The organism is Methylopila sp. Yamaguchi, assembly GCF_002897035.1.
In the GTDB taxonomy this organism is placed as follows: Bacteria; Pseudomonadota; Alphaproteobacteria; order Rhizobiales; family Methylopilaceae; genus Methylopila.
Genome location: NZ_BAUX01000002.1, coordinates 173794 through 196449 on the forward strand (window position 1 = coordinate 173794; position 22656 = coordinate 196449).

Consider the following 22656-nt stretch of genomic DNA (forward strand, 5'->3'; position numbering starts at 1 on the left):
TCAATACATAAAATCACTAGCTTTGTGGAATTAACGGCCGGGCCGGCTGCGCAAGGCAATGAACCACAGCCCTTTCTCGCAAGACGACGACCTTGAGATGAGCGCCGACGGAGGCTTTGACCACCCCGCGAGCGAGGCGGACGCGCTGTTCTTCGTCTCCTGCGCACGCCCTTGGCTGACGGCGCGCTTCGTCCGGCCGCAGCGCATGCTGAGCTGGGCGCTGGCGAGGCCGGGCTTCCAGACCGCCGATCAGGTCGTCTGGCTTGAGGTCGAGGACGACGACCTTCCCGTGACCGTCGATCCCGCCGCTCTGCTGGAAGCGCGGATGCAAGCGGCGGGGTTTGGCGACGCCGTCGGCATGATGACCTCCCGCGACGTGCGACGGCGTCGCGTCGCCGGGGCCGCGTCCGGCGGCGCAAGCGCGCGCTGCCTCGCGACGGTGGGCCTTGGGAACGCCTCCCGTGTCGGCGAGCCTTCCCCGCCTCCGCGCGAGGCCTGGGGCACGATCAACCTGCTGGTCGCCTGCTCCGTCCCGTTGACCGACGCCGCGCTGGTGGAGGCGCTGTCGATCGCCGTCGAGGCCCGCACCGCGGCGGTCATGGCGAGCGGCCGCGCCGTCGACGGCGGAGCGGCGACGGGCACCGGCACGGATTGCGTCGTCGTCGCGGCGCCGCTCGGCGACCCGGCCGCCAACTTCGCGGGGCTGCACACAGACGTGGGCGTCGCGATCGGCGCCGCTGTCTATGAAGCGGTGAAGAACGGCGCCTGCGACTGGATGGCTCATACGAAAGACCACAACAGCGCAGATGAAGGAAGGCCCTAAGGAGCCACGCCTCGTAAGAATTATTATATGAGGCTTATTATAATGTTGTTTTCCAACATCATGTCTTCGAATAGTTCCCGACTCTAGCCCGTTGCACTTGTCCCGCCGAGATTCGTCGGCCTAAAAATGCCGCAGTTCGGCCATGTTCGGCCGCAGACGCTGGGGACGGGACACCTCCATGAAATCCACAATAAGAAGAGCGGCGCTGGTGGGCGCCTCCGTCGCCGCCTTGGCGACCGCCTGCGCGCCCGCGATTGCGCAGGATGCGATCGCCCTGCCCGAGATCGACGTGATCGGCACGACCCCGCTCGGCGGCGACGGCCTCGATCGCGACAAGGTGCCGGCGAACGTCATCAGCGTGGGCGGGGACCAACTCCGGACGTCCGGCTCCGCGACTGTGCAGGAAGGGCTCTTCCAGAACGCGCCGAGCGTGAACATCTCGGACGTCACCGGCAACCCCTTCAATAAGGACGTCTTCTTCCGCGGCTTCCAGGCGTCGCAGCAGAACGGCGCCCCGCAGGGGCTGGCGGTCTACCAGAACGGCGTCCGCGTCAACGAGGCCTTCGGCGACACGGTGAACTTTGAGTTCATCCCGACCGTCGCCATCGACCGCCTCGACGTCTGGACCAACAACCCGCTTTTCGGCCTGAACGCGCTCGGCGGCGCGCTGAGCTTCCAGACGAAAAGCGGCTTCACCTTCCAAGGCGTTGAAATCGAGTCGCAGATCGGATCGTTCGGTCGCCGCGAGGGTTCCGCGCAGTGGGGCACGCAGATTGGAAATTGGGCGGGCTACCTCGCCATTGAAGGCGCGCGTGATGACGGCTGGCGCGACTTTTCGGCTTCACATCTGAAGCGCGTCTTCGGCGACGTCGGCTACAAGACCGACACCTCCGAAATCCACCTCAACTTCACCTATGCGGACTCGAAGCTTGGCGTGGTGGGCCCGACGCCGTTCGAACTGCTGGAGCAGCGCCGCCGCAACGTCTACACCGGCGACCAGATCAACGAAAACGAAATGGGCATGCTGAACTTGCAAGGCAAGTTCGAGGTGACCGACACGTGGTCGCTTCAGGCGAACGCCTACTACCGGCGCTACCGCTCCGACCGCGTCGACGGCAACGACACTGACGTTCGCCCCTGCCCCGACGACCCTACCCTACTCTGCCTCGAAGCGGATGACTTCGGCGCGGAGGAAGGCGACGATCGGTTGCTGGTCCGTGATCCAGTCACTGGCCGTCCGATCGCCAACACCTTCTATCCTCAGGATGGAGAGTACGGACCTGGCACGACGCCCGGCTCGATCGAGCGCTCGCACATCCGCACCACGTCTGCGGGCGGCACACTGCAGGCGACCAACGAGAGCGAGCTCTTCGGCCGCAAAAACCACTTCGTCATCGGCGCTGCTTACGACTTCGGCAAGACCGACTTCCGCGGCGAAAGCGAGCTCTGCATCATTCCCGAAGATCTGCAGTGTATCGGGACTGGACAGAAATACTACACTCTGATCCCCGGCGGCATCATTCCGGTCGATCTCGAGGCGAAGAACCACTATCTGGGCCTATACGCCACCAACACGCTCGACGTGACCGACAAACTGTCGGCAACGATAGGCGCGCGCTGGAACTACGCCCGGCTGATCTTGAACGACAAGGGCACGATCGTGCCCTTGAACGAGGATGGCCTGCCCGCGGGTCCGAACCTCGACGGCAAGCATAGCTTCGACCGCTTCAATCCGATGGCGGGCCTGACCTACAAGATTGCTCCGAACGTCACCGGCTTCGTCTCCTATTCGGAGTCGAACCGCGCCCCGACGGCGCTCGAACTTGGCTGTTCAAACCCCGACATCCCCTGCCCGCTTGAATCCACGCTGGTCTCCGATCCTCCGCTCGAGCAGGTCGTGACCCGCACGGGTGAACTCGGCTTCCGAGGCAGCTTCGACAGTTTCCTAGGCGGCGCACTCAACTGGAGCGCAAGCATCTACCGTGCGAACAACTCGAACGACATTCTGAACGTCCCGAGCGAGATCACGGGCCGCGGCTACTTCCTGAACGCTGGCGACACACGGCGCCAGGGTCTCGAACTCTCGGCGCAGTACATGGCTGAGAAGTGGGCAGTCTACGCCAACTACTCCTACATCGACGCCACGTTCCGCAAATCGATCCGTCTCGCATCGCCCAACAATCCGGCGTCCGAAGGCTACGGCGAGGATGATGACGACGATATCGCCGCGGCGGCCGACGACGATGACAACGCCGGGACGATCCACGTCCGCAAGGGCGATCGCTTGACGGGCATCCCCGATCACCAGTTCAAGTTTGGCGCCGCCTACCGCGTCACGCCGGCCTGGACGGTAGGAGGCGACGCCCAGATCATGAGCGGCCAGTACTATCTGGGCGACGAATCCAACCAGAACAAGAAGCTCCCGGGTTACGCGATCTTCAACGTCAACACCTCCTATCAGGTGACCGAGCAACTCCGGCTGTTCGGCGGCGTGAAGAACCTCTTTAACAAAAAGTACTCAAACAACGCGACGTTCTTCGAAACTGACGACATCGGCTTCCTCGGTCTGGAAGACCCGCGCTCGATCACGCCGGCGCGTCCGTTGCAGGTCTACGTCGGCCTGAACATGAAGTTCGGCGCCAAGGCCGACCCGGTGCTCGTCACCAAGTACTGAGCTTAGCTTCCGGCCCTTCCCTGGAGCCGACATAACGAAAAGGCCCGCGACGGCGACGTCGCGGGCCTTTTCCATTCAATCAACCACGCAGGCGAACTGGGCCGGCGCGACGAAGCCGAACTCTCAGGTTCCGGGAAGCGCCTCGCCCGCGCCCGCCGGCGGCGCGAGGGCGTCGACATCGTCCTTGAGCTTCACCCCGGTGAGCTTGAGCCGGGTCGCCTCGCGGATCAGCCACACGAGCTTGTCGGCGGCGAGGGCATAGGACAGGCCGCCCTTGCCATGGATGTTCGAGATGCAGTTGCGCTCGCTGTCGCGGCGACCGCGGCGGGGCTCGTAGGTGAGATAGACGCCGAGGCTCTCCGCCACCGATAGGCCCGGCCGCTCGCCGATCAGCACCGCGACCAGCGTCGCCCCGAGGCGCTCTCCGACGTCGTCGCCCAAAGCCACGCGGGCCTGGCTCGCCAGCACCACCGGGGCGATCTTAAGGCCTTGAAGCCGCTCGACGCAGGCGTGCACCAAGGGCGCCGCATGCATCTGCACCGCGGTGGCCGAAAGGCCGTCCGCGACGACGAAGACGACGTCCGGCCCCTTGTCCGCCGCCTCGAGGCCGGGGCTTGGTTCGTCGTCGAGCCGGCGGCCAAGGTCGGGGCGACGGAGATAGGTCGGCCTGTCGGGCGCGGAGCTCTTTATGCGCAGCGTCGTGAGCGGGTGCAGCGCAGCTTCCACGGCGTCGAGGTCGAGGGGCGTGTGGACCGCGTCCCGCGCCGTGGCGTGCGCCGCCTGGAACTCCAGCACCGCCTTGAGCGGCATGGCGTCGCCGCTGCGCCCGAGGCCGATGCGGGCGTTGGTCGAGGCGCGGAGCGCGCTCCAGGGGTCGGCGGGGCGAACGACGTCGTCCATGGGCGGGTTATCCTTCGGACCTTCGATCACGCGACCAACTGGGCCTGCGCGAGCATGTGCGAGATCCGCGGGTCCTTGAGCTCGAGCTCGCGGATGCGGCCGTCGGGCGCCACCATCCCCATACGGTCCAGCCAGGCCTCGAACTCGGGCGCGGCCTTCACGCCCAGGGTCGAGCGGAGATAGAGCACGTCGTGGAACGACAGGCTCTGGTAGTTCAGCATCACGTCGTCGGCGCCCGGCACGCAGATGAGGAAGGTGCAGCCCGCCGTCGTCAGCAGAGTCATCAGGCCGTCCATGTCGTCCTGGTCGGCCTCGGCGTGGTTAGTGTAGCAGACGTCGCAGCCCATCGGCAGGCCGAGCAGCTTGCCGCAGAAATGGTCCTCGAGCCCGGCGCGGATGATCTGCTTGCCGTCGTAGAGGTACTCCGGCCCGATGAAGCCGACGACGGTGTTCACGATCATCGGTTGATAAGCGCGCGCGACGGCGTAGGCGCGGGTCTCCATGGTCTGCTGGTCGACGCCATGGTGGGCGTCGGCGGAGAGCGCCGCGCCCTGCCCCGTCTCGAAATACATCACGTTCTGGCCGACGGTGCCCCGCTTCAGCGCCAGCGCGGCGTCATGAGCCTCCTTGAGGACGGCGAGATCAACGCCGAAGCCGCGGTTCGCGGCCTCCGAACCCGCGACCGACTGGAACACGAGGTCCACCGGCGCCTGGCGGTTCATGATCTCGATGGCGTTGGTGACGTGGGTGAGCACGCAGGTTTGCGCAGGGATGTCGTACTGCTGGCGAAGTCCGTCGAGCATCTCCATCAGCGCGATCGCGTTCGGCACGTTGTCGGTAGCCGGGTTGATGCCGATCACGGCGTCCCCGACGCCATAGAGCAGGCCGTCGAGCACGGAGACCGCGACGCCCCGGAGGTCGTCGGTCGGGTGGTTCGGCTGCAGCCGGGTGCCGAGCCGCCCCGGAAGGCCCAAGGTGGTGCGGAAGGCTGTAACGACCCTGCACTTCCGCGCGACCGCGATGAGATCCTGATTGCGCATGAGCTTGGAGACCGCGGCGACCATCTCGGGCGTCAGGCCGGGCGCGAGCTTCGAAAGCGCGTCGGAGTCCGCCTCGTGGGACAGTAGCCAGTCGCGGAAGCCGCCGACCGTGAGATGGGACACGGCCGCGAAGGCTTCCGCGTCGTGGCCGTCGACGATGAGGCGCGTCACCTCGTCGTCTTCGTAAGGCACGAGGGCTTCTCGGAGAAAGGTGTCCAGCGGCAGGTCGGCGAGAACGATCCGCGCCGCGACGCGCTCGGCGTCCGTGTCCGCGGCCAGCCCCGCGAGTTCGTCGCCGGACCGCCGCGGCGAGGCCGCCGCCATCAGCCGCTTCAGATCGGGGAACGCATAGCGTTGTCCGCCGAGATCACACCGCAGGATCATCCCGCTCTCCCTTCCACATCGCGCCCGTCGCGCTGCGGCGATCCCTCCGCAAGCGAGAAACGGACCATTTCTTTTACGCCGCGACGGCCACAGCGAAAGGGCCCCGTCGGCGTCTCGTCCGTGCGGGGCCTGACGCTTTCCGCGGCAGCAGGCGAGCGAGATTGCTGCAGCCCCCGGCAAACGTTGTCGGCGCCTCATCCCTCCGCGCGGCGCATCATCCGCCGCGCCGCAAGTCCGATCTCAGCGCGTGCGTCGAGGTGACGCCGCATTCCGCGCCCCGTTTCTCAGGCGCCGCGTCGCTACCGATTGCCGTGTCCGATCCTTCGTGCTCCATTGCGCCGCATCATGGCTGGAACGGCTCCTTTTGGACCGGTTTTGCCGACCACGGAGATCTTCGCGCGCATGTTCCCGACGCCCAAGCCTTACCTCAAGCCCAACACCTATGAGTTTGAATCGTCGCCGATGGTGAAGGCGACCGGCTTCCGGGAATACGACGCGCGCTGGCTGTTTCCCGACGAGATCAACCTCATGGGCGTGCAGGCGCTCGGAATGGGGCTCGGCACGCTGATCCACGAACTCGGCGTCCCGCCGGAGATCGTGGTCGGCCACGACTTCCGCAGCTACTCCGCCTCGATCAAGATCGCGCTTGCGAACGGGCTCATGGCCGCGGGGATCAAAGTGCGCGACATCGGGCTCGCGCTGTCGCCGATGGCTTACTTCGCCCAGTTCGAGCTGGACTGTCCGTGCGTCGCGATGGTGACCGCGTCGCACAACGATAATGGCTGGACAGGCGTGAAGATGGGCGTGCAGCGCCCGATGACCTTCGGCCCGGAAGAGATGACGCGGCTGAAGGAGATCGTGCTCGCCGCGGCGTTCAAGCTGCCGGGCGGCGGCGCGTACGTCTTCGAAGAGAACTTCCCAGAGCGCTACCTCGCCAAGCTGCTGGATCGCCCGAAGATCACCCGCAAGCTCAAGGTGGTCGCGGCCTGCGGCAACGGCACGGCCGGCGCTTTCGCGCCCCAGGCGCTGGAGAGGCTCGGCTGCGAGGTGATCCCGCTCGACGCAGAGCTCGACCACACCTTCCCGAAGTACAACCCCAACCCGGAAGACATGCAGATGCTGCATGCGATCCGCGACGCGGTGCTGGAGCACGGCGCGGACGTCGGTCTCGGCTTCGACGGCGACGGCGACCGCTGCGGCGTCGTGGACAACGAGGGCGACGAAATCTTCGCCGACAAGGTCGGCGTCATGCTCGCGCGCGACCTCTCGGCCATCCACCCCAACGCCCAGTTCGTCGTCGACGTGAAGTCGACCGGCCTGTTCATGACCGATCCGGTCCTGACCGCCCAGGGCGCGAAGACCGACTACTGGAAGACCGGCCACTCCTACATCAAGCGCCGCGTGAACGAGCTGAACGCGCTCGTCGGCTTCGAGAAGTCCGGCCATTACTTCTTCAACAAGCCGATCGGCTACGGCTATGACGACGGGCTAATCTCGGCGCTCGCGATCTGCGACATGCTGGACCGCAACCCCGACAAGTCGATGGCGGACCTCAAGCGCGCGCTGCCCAAGACCTGGGGCTCGCCCACCATGTCCCCGCACTGCGCCGACGACGTGAAGTACGACGTCGTAGCGGAAACGACGGCGACCTTCGAGCGGATGAAGGCCGAAGGCGAGCCAGTCGGCGGCCAGAAGATCGTTGATCTCGTCACCGTGAACGGCGTCCGCATCACCGCCGAGGACGGCACCTGGGGCCTCGTCCGCGCCTCGTCGAACAAGCCCGAACTTGTCGTGGTGGTGGAAAGCCCGGTGTCGGAAGCCCGGCTTCATGAGATGTTCAAGGCGGTCGACGGCATTCTCCGGCGCCGCTCCGAGGTGGGCGCGTACAACCAGACTATCTGAAGAAAACGCCTTCAATTTTCCGCCGGCTATCCCCCGCGCCGGCGGGCGCCACCGCAACGAAAGGTTGTGATCTGAAACTGGGCAATTGACAAAGCCGCCTCAGATCGCGCTATTTTGCACCTGCAAAGTCGTTTTGTTGCAGCGCACATATTTGGCCGTCAGGCGACGCTTCATGGCCGACCATTCTTTCGGCAATATAAAGTCAGCGGGGGAGTCCAAGACGATGAGTGGGGACGTGAGACGCACCGCCGGGCCGTCCAAGGTCACGCCAGTGATTCTGTCCGGAGGCACGGGCACGCGACTGTGGCCGCTGTCGCGCGAAGCCTATCCGAAGCAGCTTCTCGCGCTCGCCGGCGACCGCACGATGCTCCAGGACACGGCGAGCCGCGTCAGCGATCCGAAGCTCTTCACGAAGCCGATGGTCGTGGCCAACCACGAGCATCGCTTCATCATCGCCGAGCAGATGCGGGCCCTGGGCCTCGAGGACACCACGATCGTCCTCGAGCCGTTCGGCCGCAACACGGCGCCGGCCGCCGCGGTCGCCGCCCTGGTCGCGGTCGCGAGCGATCCCAACGCCATCCTTCTGCTGATGCCCGCCGACCATGTCGTGCGCGATCCTGCGGCCTTCCGCGCCGCAGTCGAGCGCGGCCTTGTCGCCGCGCACGAGGGCCGGCTGGTTCTGTTCGGTCTAAAGCCGACCGAGCCGGCGACCGGCTTCGGCTACATTGAACAGGGGGACGCCCACCCCACCGCCCCCGGCAGCTACTCCGTCAAGCGCTTCGTCGAGAAGCCCGACCGGGCGACCGCTGAGGGCTATGTCGCGGCGGGGACGTACCTCTGGAACAGCGGCATCTTCCTGCTGCCCGCGCAGGCGCTGATCGACGAGTTCCAGAAGTTGGACCCCGGCGTGCTTGCGGCGGCGAAGCGTTCGCTCGACAGCGCCGGACGCGACCTCGATTTCGTCCGCCTGGGCGAGGAGGCCTTCCGCGAAGCCCCGTCGATCTCGATCGACTACGCCGTCATGGAGAAGACCGACCGCGCCATCGTGGTCCCCGCCGACTTCGCCTGGACCGACGCCGGAAGCTGGTCGTCGCTGTGGGACATCGGCGCCAAGGACCGCAGCGGCAACGTCGTCGCCGGCGAAACCGTCATCGAGGACGCGAAGGGCTGCTACATCCGCGGCGAGGGCCAGCTGGTGGCGGCGCTCGGCGTGGAGGACCTCGTGATCGTGGCGACGCCCGACGTCGTGATGGTCACGACCAAGGGCCGCGACCAGGACGTAAAGACGCTGGTCAACCAGGTGCGCGCCGCGGGCCACGCTTCCGCCACCGAGACCCTGCGGAACCATCGCCCGTGGGGCTTCTTCCAGTCGATCCACACCGGCGACCGCTTCCAGGTGAAGCGCATCACCGTGAAGCCGGGGGCGAAGCTTTCGCTCCAGAAGCACTTCCACCGCGCCGAGCACTGGGTGGTGGTGAACGGCACCGCCCTGGTGACGCGCGACGGCGAGCAGGTTCTCCTGCGCGAGAACGAGTCCGTCTTCCTGCCGCTCGGCTGCGTCCACCGGCTCGAGAATCCCGGCAAGGTCCCGCTGAACCTGATCGAGGTTCAATCCGGGTCCTATCTCGGCGAGGACGACATCGTGCGCTACGAGGACATGTACGCGCGGGTGAAGGACGCGACCGACACGCAGGTCTGATCCTTCGGCGCCTGCCCGCTCCGACCCGGGCGACAGGTCGACTTCGAGGATTCTCGGCCGCCCAAAGGCGGCCGTCCGGGCTTGACGGAACAGACGTTCCGGGCGGAGTATCGACGAGCTTTGCCATGCACGCGACGGTCGTTTAGGCTGGCGCGTCAATCTCCCAATTTCAATCGCTGATTGACGACCTTTTTAAATACATCGCTGTCTGTGTAATAACGGGTTGAAGCTTGAACATCATCTTCGATATCACGCGGCTGTTGCGGCGGTCGTCGGCGTTCACGCCGACGGGAATCGACCGCGTCGAGTTGGCCTATGCGCGGCACCTGCGCGAGCACTACCCTGACGAGGCGCACTTCATCGGCCGTCTGCGCTCGCGGCCCTGGCGGCTCAATCCGGATGCCTGCCACAGCTTCATCGAGACGCTGACGACTCGCTGGGAGATGAGCAACGAGCTGGCCTCGCGCAGCGAGATCAGCAGGCTGGAGAACTTCCTCGAGATCCTGCCGAACGCGCTCGCCGCCGGCATGGAGCAGCCCGTCCGTCGCAGCTCGATCCCGGCGCTTGCGCCGTCTCTGCCGGTGCTGCTGTCCCCGCTCAGCCTATGGCCCGACCGCGCCTGCCGCCGCTTCAATAAGGGCGCGGTCTATCTCAACGTATCGCACGAAGGGCTGATCGCGCGGCGCGACGTCAGCCGGCTGGTCGAGGTTCGCAACCTCCTCCCGATCTATCTGGTCCACGACCTCATTCCGATCTCGCATCCGGAATACGCCCGGCCCGGCGACCGCGAGAAGCACGAAGCGCGGATGCGTACGGTGCTAAACTCGGCCGTCGCGACCCTGACGAATTCGGAGCACACCAGCCAGATGCTGTCCGAGTTCGCGACGCTGCACGGGCTCAATCTCGCGCCGACCGTGGTGAGCCCGCTCGGCGTCGAGCAGAAGTTCCACGAGCCGGTGGACCTCCCGCCGATCGACACGCCTTACTTCGTGATGATCGGCACGATCGAGCCGCGCAAGAACCACCTGACCATCTTGCACCTTTGGCGCCATCTCGCGGAGACGTCTCCGGTCGTTCCGAAGCTGATCGTGATCGGCCGGCGCGGGTGGGAGAACGAGAACGTCATCGACATCATGGAGCGCTGCGACGCGCTTTCGCCGCATGTCATCGAGTGCAACAGGCTGCCCGACCAGCTTCTCCGCCACCTCATGGCGAACGCCCGGGCGGTGCTCATGCCGTCCTTCGCCGAGGGCTACGGCCTGCCGCTCGCGGAAGCCCTCACCATGGGCGCCCCAGCCCTCTGTTCCGACCTTTCGGTGTTTCGCGAGATCGCGCAGGACGCGCCGGACTACATCAGCCCGATCGATGGCGCCGAATGGATGCGGTCGATCGTCGATTACGCCAAGCCGGACTCAAAGCGCCGGGCGGCTCAGATCGAGCGGCTGGCGCGGTTCAAGCCGCCGACCTGGGAGAAGCATTTCGCGGCGCTCGACCATCTGATCGAGCTCGTGCACAGCACCTCCCAGCGCTCCGCCACCGCGATCCGCCCGGGCAAGTACCGCACGCCGTCGCCGGTCCCCGGCAGCGCCGTTGCCGCGCGCATGCGAAAGAACATCGCGGACCTGATCGCGAGCGAAGACGCCGCCTGAGGCGTAGAAATGGGCGCTCGGTTCGCGCCGCCGCTTTTCGCGGGGCGGACCGAGCGCGTGCTTGGCGAGCCGTCCGAGCGGTCAGCCCGGCGCGCCCGCCACCTTGTCGTACATGCCCTGGAGGGCGCTGCGGTAGCGCTCGCGCGAGTACAGGGCCGCCTGCGCCCTGCCCTTCGCGGAAAGCTCCGCCCGCAGTTCGCCGTTCGTGCTGACCGTCCGGATCGCTTCGGCGATCGCGCGGGTGTCGTAGGGGTCGACCAATAGGGCGGCGTCGCCGGCGATCTCGGGGATCGAGGACTGATCGGAGCTGATGACCGGCGTGCCGCACAGCATGCTTTCCAGCACCGGCAGCCCGAAGCCCTCGTAGAGCGAGGGGAAGACGACCGCCTTCGCGCCGCGGATCAGGCTGACCAGGAGCGGGAACGGGGCGTAGTCGAAACGGCGCACGCGGTCCCGCTGGAAGGTGAAGTTTTCGATCTGCTCGAGGTAGCGGTTCGTGGACTCCGACAGGAAGCGGAGCTCCTCCTCCGACTTCCATGCGGGTTTGCCCAGAACCACCAGCGGCTCCTTCACGTCGCTCGCGAGATAGGACTCGATCAGGCGTCCAATGTTCTTCTTCGGCTCGACCGCGCCGAAGTAGAGGAAGTACCCCTTGTACTCCAAGCCAAACGCGCCCTCGACCTCGCGCTTCACCACGTCCTCGGGCTTGTCGAGGTACTTCTTCGGAATGTCGACGGATTGGTAGGTGTTGGTGATCTTGTCTTCGGGATAATCAAACAGATCGACGATGTCGCGCTTCGAGCACTCCGAGACGGTGCATATATGATCCGCATTCTTCAGCACGCGCCGGATCATGCGCATGTAGAACTTCTTGTTGTCGAGCGTCGTGTACGGCAGCTTGAGCGGCACGAGGTCGTGCAGCGTGTAGATGTTCTTCACCCCCGGAATGCGGATCGGGAGAGGATAGGTCCAGTGCATGATGTCCGGCTTCGTGATCGAGCTGACGCGGAGCATCGTCTTGTACGTGCGGAAATTTCGGTAGGACTTGTGGAACAGGTCCGGAACGTTCCAGATCTGGTCGAAGTAGGGCATGCGGGATTCGAAGTTGCGCGTGACGACCTTGCCGGTGATCGGAACCTTGTGCGCCTGAAGCCCGAGAGGCGCGACCGCCGACTCCCGTAACCATCGGACCGCCTGCAAAATGGGGTGCGGCTTGCCGGCGTGAGGGTCGAAGAACGCGATCTCCCGCATGAGCTTGTCCGCGCTCGGGGAGGCCCGGGAGCCGTAGAGAATTTCAGTGTTGTAGCCGAGCTCCTTGCATTCGAAGCTCAGATTTCGGGCGTAGGTCGCCACTCCGGTCCCTTTTTCCAGGGCCAGATTGTAGCCGTCGAGCATGATCGATCGGCGGTTCGCCATACGAGAACACCTCTTCTCCGCACCCAAAGGTCCGCGACGGAGCGACATTTTGCGACCCGCCGACGAACGCGCACGATCTGAACCACGCCGCCCGACGTAGGCAAGCGAAAGCGTGTCACGGGGGACAAAAGGCGCTACTGCAACGGGTAGACTTCCCAGTGCGGGTTCGGCGCCATAGGGTCGCCGCTTGCTTTGGACGATTCAATCCTCCGTTCCTCGCTACCGGGCCGATAAGAAGCCCCCGCATTCACCTCAAGGCTCCATGCTCCCCGAGACCGTCAGTTCGCCGCTTTCCAAGTCCTCTCCTGAGGATCGGCCGCAGCCCTCATCATCCCCCGCGGCCACTCTGGTGCGCATGAACCCCGGCGTCCTCTCGGTGCCCCTCTCATGGGTGGCGACGACGCGGGAGCATCCGCACGCCAATGTGGGCGACGCCCTGAGCGCCTTTGTGGTCGCGGTCATGGCCGGACTGCCCGTGAGGCGCGCCGGGTTCGACCAGCCCGCAGAGCGGATGGTCGCGGTTGGCACCATCGGCCACAACCAGCGCAACGGGGTGCTGCATTTCTGGGGAACCGGGGTCGACGCGGAGCGCAATCCAGTCGATCCGGCCCATCGCGGCTACATCCGGCCTCCGGACACCGAGTTCAACGTCTACGCCCTGCGCGGACCCCGGAGCGCCGCGACGTTCCGCAGCCAGGGGATCTCCGTTCCCGACATCTACGGCGACCCCGTGTGGGTTCTCCCGCGGATTTGGCCGATGACGGACGTGGAGAAGACGCACGATCTCGGCGTCATCCTGCACATCTCCGAACTCGAGAGCGCCGATCCGGAGGCGACCGCCAAGGCGATCCTCAAGCGCTACTACATCCCGCCGCATCTCCAGGATCGCATTCGCCTGATCAACACCTATTGCCCGGCCACGCCCGAGGCGATGCGCGCGAAGATCGCCGAGATCGTGTCGTGCCGGCGCGTGGTGTCGACCAGCCTGCATGGGCTCGTCATTTCCGAAACCTACGGCATCCCCTGCGCCTGGTTTGGGACCTATGGCGACAGCTACGGCGCCTTGCTGGATCTCAACGACCCCCAGGCGCACATCGACCACCGCATGCGCGACTTCTACACCGGCGCGGGGCGGGACCGTCTTTCGGCCTTCTTGCTCGACCGCGCGCGCATGACGGATTGGGACGCCGTCATGCGCTGGGTCGACGAAAGCTGGCGGCCGCTCTCCTACGACGACCGGCCGCTGATTGAGGCGTTTCCGCTGCCGCTCGCGGTCTCGCCGGACTCGCGCGTGTGGAGCGCGCCGGCTGCGACGATCGCCAAGATCCCGTTTTGACGCCACAACCTGCATCGCCACGTCGAAAGCTCTTGCTGCACCGCAGCGCGTGACCATAAAATGGTCACTTAACGAGGTGATGCTCCGTAAGCGACACCGCAATCCGGGCGCGCTGCTGGCGCCTGCCAAGCGGCGCGCTCGTTTGGCCAGGCGTCCGGGGGACAGTAGGAGACGTCATGCGGGGAAGTCTGGCCGACTACGCGCGAAGCAACGGCGTCGTCCCTCTCGGGTGGGCCGGCTCCACCATGCAGATGGATTATCTGAATTTCGGCGACGCGCTGAGCCCGGTCATGGTCGCCCTCGGCTGCGGGCTGCCCGTCCGTCGCGTGCCCTTCAAGTCCACCACGCTCCGCATGGCTGCGGTCGGGACCATCGGCCACGGATTTTCCGGCGGCGAGACCTGGTTCTGGGGCACCGGCAGTTCGAACTGGGCCAATCCTTCGGCTCCGGCTGCGGAACATGTGCCGTTTACGCCCTCGGCCGATTCCGTGTTCAAGGTCTCGGCGACCCGCGGGCCCGTCTCGGAGCGTCTGCTCAACGGCGGCGGCCGAGGCACGGGCGTCTATGGCGATCCCGTCTGGCTGCTCCCGCGATTCTACGCCCCGAAAATCGAGAAAAAGTGGAAGATCGGGGTCATCCTGCATCTCTCCGAGCTCGCCGACCGGACCTATGAGGCGCATCCCCGCGACCACATCGTTCGATGCGTGGTCGAACCGGAGCTCGCGGACGACGTTCGCCTGATCACCACGGTGACGCCGATCTCGATCAGGTCGCTTCAGGACAAGATCGACGAGATTCTCGCCTGCGAGCGGATCGTCTCGACCAGCCTGCACGGCATGGTGATCGCCGAGAGCTACGGCATTCCATGTCTCTACTTCTCGCCCAACGGCGCGGGGCCGCTCGACCTCGATCTCGATCCCGACGGCGCCACGGACCTGCGGATCGTCGACCTGTACACGGGTCTTGGTCTCAAGACGCGCCGGGCTTACGGGCAGAGCCGCGCCGCGCGAACGGACTGGGACGCGCTGATGCGCGCGGTCGACGCCAATTGGACGCCGGTCGACCTTCTTGACGGAGACGCCCTGCTCGAGGCCCTGCCGGTCGACGTGGCGCCGATCGCGGCCCGCGCAGGCGAGACCATTTGGGAGCACCCCGTACTCACCGGCTTGACGCTGCAGCATGACGTGACGGAACTGCGCCGCGCCGACAAGGCGGCGGCGAAGGCGGCGGCCGCGAAGACGACCGCTTCACCGCCGCGAGCGCCCGTTGGAGCGGCGAAATGACGATCTGGGCGAACGACCGCTCGGAAAGCTGGTTTGTCGCCGCGGCGCGGAACCAGGTCCGCACGGTGATCGCGCTGGTCGGCACCGAGGCTTCGGCGCGGTTCGCGCGGAAGACCTTCGGCGTGGTCGAGGAAGTCGGCGGCCTCGCCATCGTGGTCGCAGGCCTCGCCGCCCTGCGCTACTTCACCGGCTCCCGGACGCACCACGGCATGCCGATGGTGCCGTTCCTTACCTGCGGCGTGTTCATCTTCTGGACCTTCAAGACGACGCTGTCGCAATCGTCGACCTTCGCCTCCGCGAAGGCGCGCTACGAGTTCATGCCGCGCGTCACGCAGCTGGACGTGCTGATCGCGCGCTCCATCGTGAACACGTTGTTCTACGTGGGCCTCGCCTTGGGAGCCTTCACGGCGTTCTACTTCATCGGCATTTCCGACTGGATGGAGCAGCCGTTCCTCGTGATCGCGGTGCTGCTCGTTTCGTCGCTCCTTGGCTTCGGCGTGGGAATGATCTTCGGAGCGATCAACACCTTCGCGCCGTTCTTCCGCACGATCCAGCACGTCTTAATGCGGGTACTGATGTTCACGAGCGGCGTGCACTTCATCTGGCCCGAAGTGCCGTATATGTTCCGCTGGATCATCATCGAGAACCCGCTGTTCCACCTGTGCGAGTTCATTCGCAGCGGCTATTTCGTGGCCTATGAATCGCCGGTGGCGAGCAGCCTCTACCTCGGCGTCTGGATAACCTCGACGCTCGCCATCGGCTTGATGTGCGAGCGGCTTTGTCGTCCCTTCTACGAACGTGACCGTAGACGGGCCACCGAGAACGAAGATCCCTTCGCGCTGGACGGCCTATGATCGCGCGCTTGCTAAAAAAAGGCGGCGCGGCCGCGACGTTACAGGAGGACCCCGCGGGCTTCGCCGAGATTGGCGGCGGCGAGCGGGATACGATCCGCCTGCGGGGCGTGACGAAGGTCCTCGGCGCCGGGCGGAAGCAGACGCTGGTGTTCGACCGCGCGGACGCTGAGTTCCCCCGTGGCGTGTCGATCGGCGTTCTCGGGGGCGCGAGCTCGGGCAAGACGACGCTGGTCAACTTGCTGAACGGCAACCAGTCGCCGACCGAAGGGCGGATCGACTGCGGAATGTCGGTGTCCTGGCCGCTGGCGTCGCGCACGATTTTCACCAAACGCTTCAGCATCCGCCAGAACGTGCGGTTCGTGTCGGCGATCTACAACGCCTGGCCGCCTGATATGCTTGACGCAGTGACCGACCTCGGTAAGATCAAAAGGCAAGATCTGGACACCGCGCTCGACCTTTTGCCGGATGAATTGAACACCCGGGCGACGATCAGTCTGTGCTTGGCGCTTTCTTTTGATTGTTACGTTGTTGATGAGCGGGTTGCGTTGGGCAACAAGCCGTTTCGCGATCTGGTCCAGGAAAAGCTGCTCGAGATGAGGGGCGACCGCAGCCTCATCGTGGTCACCCGGACAGCGCAGACCATTCGTGAGATGTGCGACGAGTGCTATGTGATCATCGATCGTAAATTGCAGAAGTTCGGCAGTAAGGGGGAAGCGATCTTGGCGTTCCGCGGGGCGACCGGCGGACAAGATCTCTCCGACCCGCTCGGCGAGTGATGGCGGAGGTCCAATGAAGATCGCGAACATGAACCCCATCGGCGCGCGTCGTCGGGCTCCGCGTTCCGGCGCAACCGCCGACGCCCTCGCGCTGCGGACGCCCGCTGCGGCGGCCCCCGCGGCGCCGTCGACGGCGGTGGCGACGCCCGCCGAGGATTATGTCGACACCCGGCGTCCTTCGCCCCCGCCCCTCCGGCGCGGCCGCATCGAGGACGTGGAGAGCTTCGAGCGCCCCTCCTCGCGCGAGGCCTGGCGCAAGAAGATGCGCCTCTTCAACGCGCTCTTCCTTTCGGTGCCGCTCGTCGTCGCCTGCGTCTACCTGTTCGGGATCGCCTCGAACCGATACGTCGCGGAAAGCGTCATCGCCATCCGCAACCCGGCCAGCGGCGTTTCTGGCGTGCCCGGATCGATGGTCGGCCAGGTCGGGCAGCCGGTGCCAAGCCAGGTCGAGCGCGCGATCGACGAGTCCTACGCGGTCGTCAACTACATCAAATCGCGCGAGGCGTTCGACGAGCTGAACAAGCGGATCAACCTGACGCCACGGATGCAGGAGACCTCGATCGACTGGTTCGGACGGCTTTCCCCCGAAGCCCGCCACGAGCGGCAGTACCAACACTACCTCTCGCAGATCGAGGTCTCTTACGACGACCTTCAGGGCCAGATCAGCCTGACGAGCTACGGCTACGACGCGGACACCGCCTTCAAGATCGGCTCCGAGCTGTCGCGGATGAGCGAGCAGCTGGTCAACCAGTTCAACGAGCGCGCCCGCGCGGACATGATCAAGCTGGCGCAGGACCAGGTCGCGGAAGCGTCCAATGAGATGCGCCGCACGAACCAGGCGATCACGGACTTCCAGCTCGCGAACGGCATGATCGATCCGACGATGGAGACCACGTCGTACGGCACGATCATCCAGACCTTGCGTGATCAGATCGCGAGCAAGCGCGCCGAGATGACGGCGCTTTCGAAGACCTCGACGCCCAATTCGCCCCGAACGTCCGAAATCCGCAACATGCTCGAGGCGCTGGAGGCGCAGCTCGTCGTCGAGCAACAGCGCCTGACCGGCAAGACCGACGCCCTCGCGCCGCTGATCGGCTCGTACAAGACGCTGAGCGTCGATCAGGGCCTGGCGCAGCAGAAGTACTCTTCGGCGGTCGCGATGCTGCAAAGCTCGCTCGTGCAGGCCGAAATGAAGAAGCTTTATATCGTCAACATCGTCTCGCCCCGCCTTCCCGTGGATCCGATCCTGCCGAACAAGCCAAAGAGCCTGATGTGGGTCATTGCGGGCACGATCATCGCCTGGATCATCGCGCGGCTGGCGCTGGCGTCGATCCGCGACCACCGAGTCTAAAGCGCTCGAGCCCTGTCGGCGTCGCCGAGAGGGCTCGAGGAATGTCGGCCGTGGTCTCACGCGAAGCCTTGCTGTAACCTCGCGCCATAGTCCACGCGGCGGTCATAAGATGTTGAAATTCCTATTCTCCCGCCGAGTTTCGCGGCCGGAAGAAAGCGCTCCTGCGCTTTCCACGCCGCTTCGGCGTCGATCTCCTACTCTTGTGATAAAGCAGATGCTGTCGTTGAGAAAAGCGAAGGAAGCCGCCCTCGAAGGCGACTGGGAGAGCATTGTCAAGCTGGTCGATGCGGATCCGCCATTAGCCGAAAATGTCCGGTTACTTGAGCTTTACATCCTCGCCGGCCAAGAGATGAAGGACACGCGGGCGCTCGACGCGGCCGCGGCCATTGCGCTCGCAAACCCGTGGGCGGTCCGCCAGCGGTTTGGTCTCGTGCGCAAGTTCATGAAGGCTGGGCGGCCGGAAGACGCTTGGCGCCTCCTGGCGACCAATCCGGAAGCGTCGAAAGACGCGGGGTTTATCCGGCAGGCGAAGAGGCTCTATGGCGCCGTCAAGGACCCCGGCGTGAAGCGTGAGATCCACGGCCGGCTGACCGAGGCGACGGGCGGCGGCATGTCCGCGAAGCCGACGCTTTCGGCAATCGCGTTCGTCGGCGTCGGTCGTCCCTCCGCCCGGTTGGGCGCGACGCGCGCTGCGGCGAGCGCGGAGGTTCCCCCACGCCACCTGGCGGGCTTTGAAAGCGAGATGCTTCTCCTGCAATCCCGCCTTCGCTCGCCGACGCCGCCGAAGGTCGTGGAGTTCAACGACGTCTTCGTTGATCGGTTCGGGCAGATCTGGCGTGAGGGAGGCGAGATCATCCAGACAAACGGGCGCCCGATTCCGGATATGGCCGCGGCCGGCGCCGCGAGCGTCGAGGCCGCATGCCACGCCATCATGGGCACCCGCGGCATCTATCACTGGCTTGTCGACCAGACGCCGCGGTTCGGCATGTATCTCGATAAAGCCGCAAAGAATGTTCCTGTCGTCATCGCCGCGGGATCGCCGCGCTTCGAGCGCGAGACGTTGAACCTTCTTAAGCGTTCCCTCGGCGTCCGCTACGTTGAGGTCGACGAGCCGCTGTTCGTGCGCCGCCTGCTGATGCCGCGTGTGGGGTTCGCGGGCCTTATGTACCCCGACGCTACCAAAGGCGTCTTCGACGGCCTTCGATCCGAAGCGCTGAAGGCGGCGCGCGGAAAATCGTTCGGCGAGAAGATCTATATTTCCCGCCGCGACGCCAAGAGGCGGCCGATGGTCAACGAAGAGTTGGTCGAACAGGCGATGAGCGCGCGGGGCTTCAACGTGCTGCGGATGGCCGATCTGCCGATCGCGGATCAGATCGCTGCTGCGGCCGGCGCGAAGGTCATAGCGGGCCCGCACGGCGCCGGATTGGCGCACATCCTGTTCGCGGCCCGCGGATCAAAGATCGTCGAGATTCTTCCCATCATGGACGGCGCCTACGCCCTGCGCTTCAATTACGCTCGACTGTCCACCGCGCTTGGCCACGACTATCACGCGTGGCTGGAACCGCAGCTCGCGGGCGCTGACCGTTGGACCACGGAGTTGTCGGAATTCCTCCCGTTCCTGGACGAGGCTCTCGCCGCCCAATCCGGTATGCCGCTTCTGTGAAGAGCGGCTCGCCCGTGCGATCATAATTTCTCCATCCCCAGAGCGAAGGGTGCGCTGCAGCACGCCGTAGAAGGTGTGCTGACGGCCGCCGGCCGCGATCTTACGGGATGGAGGGTTCATGGAACCGACGCATCCGTCGCTTCTCGCGGTCGGACGGTTTGGCCTAGGCGTGTCGAAGGACGGCCCGCCGTCCGATCCGCGCGCCGATGTGGAGCGGCAGCTTGACGTGGCGCTGCCGTCGTATCGCGGCGAGCTGCGCGATACGCCCGGCCAGCTCCGCACCATGGTCGAGCGCCGGCAGTACCAGCGCGAGAAGATCAACGAGAAGGTCGCGGCGAACCGCGAGGCCCAACGTAAGGGCGGGGCCGACGTCGCCGCGGCGGGCACAGGCGGCGGAGAGATGGCCGGCGGCGAGATGGCGGCCGGCGGCGGCATGGCCGGCGACGGCGACATGGCGATGGACGGGGGCATGGACCGTCGCCAGAAGCGGGACAAACGCCGGGGCGAGTTCGACATCGATCTGTCCGGCGTGGCGAAGGCGAACAACCGCGCCGAGGACTTTCACGCCTGGCTGGAGGCGGTGCGCGACAGCCCCTGCCCCTACCAGGAGCGGCTGGCGCTCTATTGGGGCAATCATTTCACGGTCGCGGCGGTGAAGGGCAAGGTGGCGATCACTGTCGGCCCGTTCCAGCGCGAAGTGGTTCGGCCGAACGTGCTCGGCTCGTTCCACGACATGCTGGTCGCCTCCACCACGCACCCGTCGATGATCTTCTATCTCGACAACGAGCGCTCGATCGGCCCGAAGTCGAAGGTCGGCCAGCGCGGCAAGCGCGGGGTCAACGAGAACCTGGCGCGCGAGGTGCTCGAGCTGCATTCGCTCGGCGCCGACGGCGGCTACACGCAGGCCGACGTCACGTCGTTCGCCAAGGTCCTGAGCGGCTGGACGGTCGATCTCAACCCGGAGAGCGACGCCTGCGGCACGACGGTCTTCAAGGAGGCCTGGCACGAGCCGGGGGCCAAGACGATCCTGGGCAAGCGCTACGCCGACGATGGCGAGGGCCAGCTCCGCGCCGTCTTGAAAGATTTGGCGGAGCATCCCTCGACCGCGCGGCATGTGTCGCGCCGCTTCTCGCGCGCCTTCGTCGCCGACGACGCTTCGCCTGCGCTGCTCACGGCGCTCGAGCGCAGCTTCACGGACACGAACGGCGATCTGAAAGCGCTCGCCCGCACCTTGGTCCGCCACGACGAGGCCTGGAGCACGCCGCCGGCCAAGCTTCGGCCGCCGATCGAGTTCGTCGCCAGCGTCGCCCGCCTGCTCGACGCCACGCCGCGGCCGCCGGTCCCCTATGTCGCGCTCGTCGCCATGGGCCAGCCCTATCTCACGGCGCCCTCCCCCAAGGGCTGGTCCGACGACGACGACGCCTGGGCGACCTCGGACGGCATCAAGACCCGTCTGGACTGGGCGCAGGATCTGTCCGCCCGCCATGCCGACCGACTGAACATGAAGCAGCTGGTCGACACGCAGCTCGCCGGCCTGCTCTCCGACGAGACCCGCACCGCCGTGCTGCGCGGCGAGAGCCAGGAACAGGCGCTTACGCTTCTGCTGCTGAGCCCTGATTTCCAGAGGAGATAGGCGATGACCGGCACAACCCGCCGCCACTTCCTGGCGGCCACCAGCGCGGCGCTCTTTGCCTCGCCCTTCATTCCCAAAGCTTGGGCCGCAGGAAGCCGCGATCCGCGGCTGCTCGTCGTCATCCTGCGGGGCGGTCTCGACGGCCTCGGCGCGGTCATGCCGATTGGCGATCCGGATTTCGCGGCGTTGCGCGCGGATTTCCAGAGCCCGAGGCTCGGCGAGGCCCACAGGCTGGACGCCATGTTCGCGCTCAACCCGAGCATGCCGGCGCTCGCGAACCTCTACGACCGCAAGGAAGCGCTGATCTTCCACGCGGTCGCCACGCCTTACCGGGCGCGCTCGCACTTCGACGGGCAGGAGGTGCTGGAGAACGGCATGCCCAAGTCGGGCACCGGCGAGGACAGCGGTTGGCTCAACCGCGCGCTCGCCGCCATGCAGCCCCAGAAGGGCGTCCGTCTCGCCCCGAAGCGCGGTCTTGCCGTCGCGGCGACCACGCCGCTCATTCTCCGCGGGGCCGCGCCCGTCGAAAGCTGGCAGCCGCAGGCCATGAACTACGCGCGCGCCGACACGCTCCAGCGGTTGGAGGCGCTCTACGACGCGCGCGATCTCAAGCTGGCCGCCGCGCTGCGCGAGGGCGCCCGGGTCGACCTCTTCCTGGGCGACGAACCCTCGATGAAGCGGCTGCAGCAGGAGGCGCCGGCCTCGTCGAAGGGCTTCGCGCTCGCCGCCAACGCCGCCGCGCGGTTGATGGCGGCGCCGGACGGCCCCAGGATCGCGGTCATGAACTTCGACGGTTGGGACACCCACACGGCCGAGGGCCCTTACGACGGCCGGCTGGCGAAGAACCTCGTCGCGCTGGACGAAGGCGTGACCGCGCTTCGCACGGGCATGGGGCCGGTCTGGTCCGACACCAGCGTCCTGATCATCACGGAGTTTGGCCGGACGGCGCGGGTAAACGGCACGAAAGGCACCGACCACGGCAACGGCGGCGTCGCCTTCCTCGTCGGCGGCCGGGTGAACGGCGGCCGCGTCATCGCCGACTGGCCGGGGCTCAGCGAGAAGGCGCTGTTCGAGGACCGCGACCTGGCCCCCACGACCGACATGCGGGCCGTGCTCAAGGGGCTTCTGGCCGACCAGCTGGACATCGACGAGAAGACGCTCGGCAGCACGATCTTCCCGGGCAGCGAACAGGTTCGGCCGATGCGGGGCTTGATCCGCGCCTGACGCGCGGGCGTCCAGCCGCCGCTCGACGGGGCGGCATGGCTGGTCCGAG

Annotated in this window: 16 protein-coding genes; 13 read left to right on the forward strand and 3 right to left on the reverse strand. The window is 66.1% G+C overall.

Annotation, left to right across the window (positions count from 1 at the left end):
* Window positions 1–97: 97 nt before the first annotated feature.
* Window positions 98–823, forward strand: a complete 726-nt coding sequence (locus tag METY_RS02990) for an adenosylcobinamide amidohydrolase (RefSeq protein ID WP_103120128.1) — start codon at window positions 98–100, stop codon at window positions 821–823.
* Between the two features lie 178 nt (window positions 824–1001).
* Window positions 1002–3497, forward strand: a complete 2496-nt coding sequence (locus METY_RS02995) for a TonB-dependent receptor (protein WP_244593499.1) — start codon at window positions 1002–1004, stop codon at window positions 3495–3497.
* A 123-nt stretch (window positions 3498–3620) separates the two neighbouring features.
* On the opposite strand, the gene eutC is transcribed toward METY_RS02995, so the two are convergent.
* Together eutC and METY_RS03005 are read right to left on the reverse strand one after the other, a co-directional pair.
* Window positions 3621–4397 carry an ethanolamine ammonia-lyase subunit EutC gene (eutC, locus tag METY_RS03000; protein ID WP_103119915.1) on the reverse strand — a complete coding sequence of 259 codons (777 nt, stop codon included), beginning with the start codon at window positions 4395–4397 and terminating at the stop codon, window positions 3621–3623.
* A 26-nt stretch (window positions 4398–4423) separates the two neighbouring features.
* Window positions 4424–5821 carry an ethanolamine ammonia-lyase subunit EutB gene (locus METY_RS03005; RefSeq protein ID WP_103119916.1) on the reverse strand — a complete coding sequence of 466 codons (1398 nt, stop codon included), beginning with the start codon at window positions 5819–5821 and terminating at the stop codon, window positions 4424–4426.
* 402 nt (window positions 5822–6223) lie between these two features.
* Between METY_RS03005 and METY_RS03010 the strand changes: the two genes are divergently transcribed.
* The 3 genes from METY_RS03010 to METY_RS03020 all read left to right on the forward strand — a co-directional run bounded on the left by METY_RS03010 (window position 6224) and on the right by METY_RS03020 (window position 11071).
* A complete protein-coding gene (locus tag METY_RS03010; RefSeq protein ID WP_103120129.1) occupies window positions 6224–7723 on the forward strand; it encodes a phosphomannomutase/phosphoglucomutase in 1500 nt (499 codons plus the stop codon).
* A 235-nt stretch (window positions 7724–7958) separates the two neighbouring features.
* Window positions 7959–9422 carry a mannose-1-phosphate guanylyltransferase/mannose-6-phosphate isomerase gene (locus METY_RS03015; RefSeq protein WP_244593500.1) on the forward strand — a complete coding sequence of 488 codons (1464 nt, stop codon included), beginning with the start codon at window positions 7959–7961 and terminating at the stop codon, window positions 9420–9422.
* 230 nt (window positions 9423–9652) lie between these two features.
* Window positions 9653–11071 (forward strand): glycosyltransferase family 4 protein, encoded by a 1419-nt coding sequence (locus tag METY_RS03020; protein WP_103119917.1) that lies wholly within the window; start codon window positions 9653–9655, stop codon window positions 11069–11071.
* Window positions 11072–11152: 81 nt separating this feature from the next.
* On the opposite strand, the gene METY_RS03025 is transcribed toward METY_RS03020, so the two are convergent.
* Window positions 11153–12487 (reverse strand): glycosyltransferase family 4 protein, encoded by a 1335-nt coding sequence (locus METY_RS03025; RefSeq protein ID WP_244593501.1) that lies wholly within the window; start codon window positions 12485–12487, stop codon window positions 11153–11155.
* A gap of 355 nt (window positions 12488–12842) precedes the next feature.
* On the opposite strand from METY_RS03025, the gene METY_RS03030 reads away from it, so the two are divergent.
* From METY_RS03030 to METY_RS03065, 8 genes are all read left to right on the forward strand, one after another.
* The gene (locus METY_RS03030; protein ID WP_103119918.1) at window positions 12843–13823 is read left to right on the forward strand and encodes a polysaccharide pyruvyl transferase family protein; all 981 of its coding nucleotides are present in this window, start codon (window positions 12843–12845) and stop codon (window positions 13821–13823) included.
* 176 nt (window positions 13824–13999) lie between these two features.
* A complete protein-coding gene (locus tag METY_RS03035; protein ID WP_103119919.1) occupies window positions 14000–15106 on the forward strand; it encodes a polysaccharide pyruvyl transferase family protein in 1107 nt (368 codons plus the stop codon).
* Window positions 15103–15960: an ABC transporter permease gene (locus METY_RS03040; RefSeq protein ID WP_103119920.1), complete on the forward strand. Its 858-nt coding sequence runs from the start codon at window positions 15103–15105 to the stop codon at window positions 15958–15960. The genes METY_RS03035 and METY_RS03040 overlap by 4 nt, the downstream gene beginning before the upstream one ends.
* Window positions 15957–16736: an ATP-binding cassette domain-containing protein gene (locus METY_RS03045; RefSeq protein WP_103119921.1), complete on the forward strand. Its 780-nt coding sequence runs from the start codon at window positions 15957–15959 to the stop codon at window positions 16734–16736. The genes METY_RS03040 and METY_RS03045 overlap by 4 nt, the downstream gene beginning before the upstream one ends.
* 13 nt (window positions 16737–16749) lie before the next feature.
* On the forward strand, window positions 16750–18087 hold the full coding sequence (locus METY_RS03050) for a hypothetical protein (protein WP_103119922.1): 1338 nt from the start codon (window positions 16750–16752) through the stop codon (window positions 18085–18087).
* On the forward strand, window positions 18017–19750 hold the full coding sequence (locus METY_RS03055; protein WP_146035648.1) for a glycosyltransferase family 61 protein: 1734 nt from the start codon (window positions 18017–18019) through the stop codon (window positions 19748–19750). The genes METY_RS03050 and METY_RS03055 overlap by 71 nt, the downstream gene beginning before the upstream one ends.
* A 118-nt stretch (window positions 19751–19868) precedes the next feature.
* Window positions 19869–21383 carry a DUF1800 domain-containing protein gene (locus METY_RS03060; protein WP_103119924.1) on the forward strand — a complete coding sequence of 505 codons (1515 nt, stop codon included), beginning with the start codon at window positions 19869–19871 and terminating at the stop codon, window positions 21381–21383.
* A gap of 3 nt (window positions 21384–21386) precedes the next feature.
* On the forward strand, window positions 21387–22607 hold the full coding sequence (locus METY_RS03065; RefSeq protein WP_103119925.1) for a DUF1501 domain-containing protein: 1221 nt from the start codon (window positions 21387–21389) through the stop codon (window positions 22605–22607).
* Window positions 22608–22656: the final 49 nt, after the last annotated feature.

Coding starts and splice junctions, on each gene's coding strand:
- METY_RS02990 (WP_103120128.1), top strand. CDS start 98: ATGAGCGCCGACGGAGGCTTTGACCACCCCGCGAGCGAGGCGGACGCG.
- METY_RS02995 (WP_244593499.1), top strand. CDS start 1,002: ATGAAATCCACAATAAGAAGAGCGGCGCTGGTGGGCGCCTCCGTCGCC.
- eutC (WP_103119915.1), bottom strand. CDS start 4,397: ATGGACGACGTCGTTCGCCCCGCCGACCCCTGGAGCGCGCTCCGCGCC.
- METY_RS03005 (WP_103119916.1), bottom strand. CDS start 5,821: ATGATCCTGCGGTGTGATCTCGGCGGACAACGCTATGCGTTCCCCGAT.
- METY_RS03010 (WP_103120129.1), top strand. CDS start 6,224: ATGTTCCCGACGCCCAAGCCTTACCTCAAGCCCAACACCTATGAGTTT.
- METY_RS03025 (WP_244593501.1), bottom strand. CDS start 12,487: ATGGCGAACCGCCGATCGATCATGCTCGACGGCTACAATCTGGCCCTG.
- METY_RS03030 (WP_103119918.1), top strand. CDS start 12,843: ATGAACCCCGGCGTCCTCTCGGTGCCCCTCTCATGGGTGGCGACGACG.
- METY_RS03035 (WP_103119919.1), top strand. CDS start 14,000: ATGCGGGGAAGTCTGGCCGACTACGCGCGAAGCAACGGCGTCGTCCCT.
- METY_RS03040 (WP_103119920.1), top strand. CDS start 15,103: ATGACGATCTGGGCGAACGACCGCTCGGAAAGCTGGTTTGTCGCCGCG.
- METY_RS03045 (WP_103119921.1), top strand. CDS start 15,957: ATGATCGCGCGCTTGCTAAAAAAAGGCGGCGCGGCCGCGACGTTACAG.
- METY_RS03050 (WP_103119922.1), top strand. CDS start 16,750: ATGAAGATCGCGAACATGAACCCCATCGGCGCGCGTCGTCGGGCTCCG.
- METY_RS03060 (WP_103119924.1), top strand. CDS start 19,869: ATGGAACCGACGCATCCGTCGCTTCTCGCGGTCGGACGGTTTGGCCTA.
- METY_RS03065 (WP_103119925.1), top strand. CDS start 21,387: ATGACCGGCACAACCCGCCGCCACTTCCTGGCGGCCACCAGCGCGGCG.